General features: G+C 71.4%; 2 protein-coding genes. Both read left to right on the top strand.

What is annotated here, in order from left to right; translation table 11 throughout:
* Nucleotides 1-21: 21 nt before the first annotated feature.
* A complete protein-coding gene (locus P0Y31_RS18550; RefSeq protein WP_275872153.1) occupies nucleotides 22-1113 on the top strand; it encodes a DegT/DnrJ/EryC1/StrS family aminotransferase in 1092 nt (363 codons plus the stop codon).
* A partial coding sequence (locus P0Y31_RS18555) for a Gfo/Idh/MocA family oxidoreductase (protein WP_275872152.1) occupies nucleotides 1113-2074 on the top strand: 962 nt, incomplete at its 3' end. The genes P0Y31_RS18550 and P0Y31_RS18555, both read left to right, overlap by 1 nt.

Genomic DNA, 2074 nt, shown 5'->3' on the forward strand with positions numbered 1-2074 from the left:
ACGACTGGGACGGACGAGGCGCTGGAGTTCATCCCGCCGGCGAGGCCGATCATCGGTGACGAGGAGCGGGCGGCGGTGGACCGGGTGATGCGCAGCGGGATGCTGGCGCAGGGCCCGGAGGTGGCGGCGTTCGAGGCGGAGTTCAGCGAGCACTTCGGCCTGGGTCGGGCGTGTGTGGCGGTGAACTCGGGCACGTCGGGTCAGCACCTGGGCCTGCTGTCGTGTGGGGTGAAGGCCGGCGACGAGGTGATCGTGCCGTCGTTCACGTTCGCGGCGACGGCGAACTCGGTGGCGTTGACGGGGGCGACGCCGGTGTTCGCGGACATCTCCGCCGATGACTTCTGCCTGGACCCGGCCGCGGTCGAGGCGGCCATCACCGACAAGACGGTGGGGATCATGCCGGTGCACCTGTACGGGCACCCGGCGAAGATGGACCAGCTGATGGCCATCGCGGACCGGCACGGCCTGCAGGTGTTCGAGGACGCGGCGCAGGCGCACGGGGCGTCGCTGGGTGGGACGCCGGTGGGGGCGTTCGGGTCGTTCGCGATGTTCTCGCTGTACCCGACGAAGAACATGACCTCCGGTGAGGGCGGCATGGTGTCGGTGGCCAACGCGCAGGTCGAGCGGCTGATGCGGCTGTACCGCAACCAGGGGATGGAGAAGCAGTACCACAACGAGGTGGTCGGGTTTAACACCCGGATGACCGACATCCACGCCGCGATCGGGCGGGAGCAGCTGAAGAAGGTGGACGGCTGGACCGCACGGCGGCAGGAGAACGCGGCGTTCCTGTCCGCGAACCTGGAAGGTGTCGTGACCCCGCCGGTGGCGCCGGGGGCGGTGCACGTGTACCACCAGTACACGGTGCGGGTGCCGGCGGACCGGGACGGGTTCGCGGCCGCGCTCAAGAGCGAGTATGCGGTGGGGTCGGGGATGTTCTACCCGGTGCCGAACCACCAGCTGGCCCCGTTCGCGCACGCCCCGCACGCGGACCTGCCGCAGACGGCGAAGGCGGCCGCGGAGTGCCTGTCGCTGCCGGTGCACCCGTCGCTGACCCAGGAGCACCTGGAGCGGATCGTGACCGCGGTGAACACGCTGGCGAAGGCGGGTGCGTGATGGCGAACCTGCGGGCCGGGCTGATCGGGCTGGGCATGATGGGCCGGCACCACGCGCGGGTGCTGGGCTCGTTGGACGGGGTGGACCTGGTCGCGGTGGCCGACCCCGGTGGGGACCCGCACGGGGTGGCCGGTGGGCGCCCGGTGCTGGGCAGCGTGGAGGAGCTGATCGAGGCCGGGATCGACTACTGCATGGTCGCGGTGCCGACGGTCTACCACGAGCAGGTCGGGCTGGCGCTGGCCGCGGCGGGGGTGTACGCGCTGGTGGAGAAGCCGCTGGCGCAGGACACCCCGGGCGCGACGAAGCTGGCGAGGGCGTTCGCCGACGCCGGGCTGGTCGGCGCGGTCGGGCACATCGAGCGGTACAACCCGGCGCTGCAGCAGGCCCGGGCCCGGCTCGAGGCCGGTGAGCTCGGTGACGTGTACCAGGTGACCACCCGCCGGCAGGGGCCGTTCCCGGCCCGGATCGCCGACGTCGGGGTGGTCAAGGACCTGGGCACCCACGACATCGACCTGACCGCGTGGGTGACCCAGCAGACCTACACCTCGGTGTCGGCGCGCACCGCGCACAAGTCCGGGCGCGAGCACGAGGACCTGGTCGCGGTGGTGGCGTCGCTGTCGAAGGGCACGGTGGCCAACCACCTGGTGAACTGGCTGTCCCCGTTGAAGGAGCGGGTCACCGTGATCACCGGTGAGCGGGGCACCTTCATCGCCGACACCCTGACCGCGGACCTGACCTTCTTCGCCAACGGCGAGATCGCCACCACCTGGGACGCGATCGCGAAGTTCCGCGGCGTCTCCGAGGGCGACGTGGTGCGCTACGCGATCCCCAAGCCCGAGCCGCTGCGGGTCGAGCACGAGATGTTCCGCGACGCGGTGCTGGGCAAGGAGGGCGCCGACATCGTCACCATGGAGCAGGGCCTGACCACCGTCCGCGTCGCCGAGGCCTGCATCGAGTCCGC

The organism is Knoellia sp. 3-2P3 (assembly GCF_029223115.1).
Classification (GTDB): domain Bacteria; phylum Actinomycetota; class Actinomycetes; order Actinomycetales; family Dermatophilaceae; genus Pedococcus_A.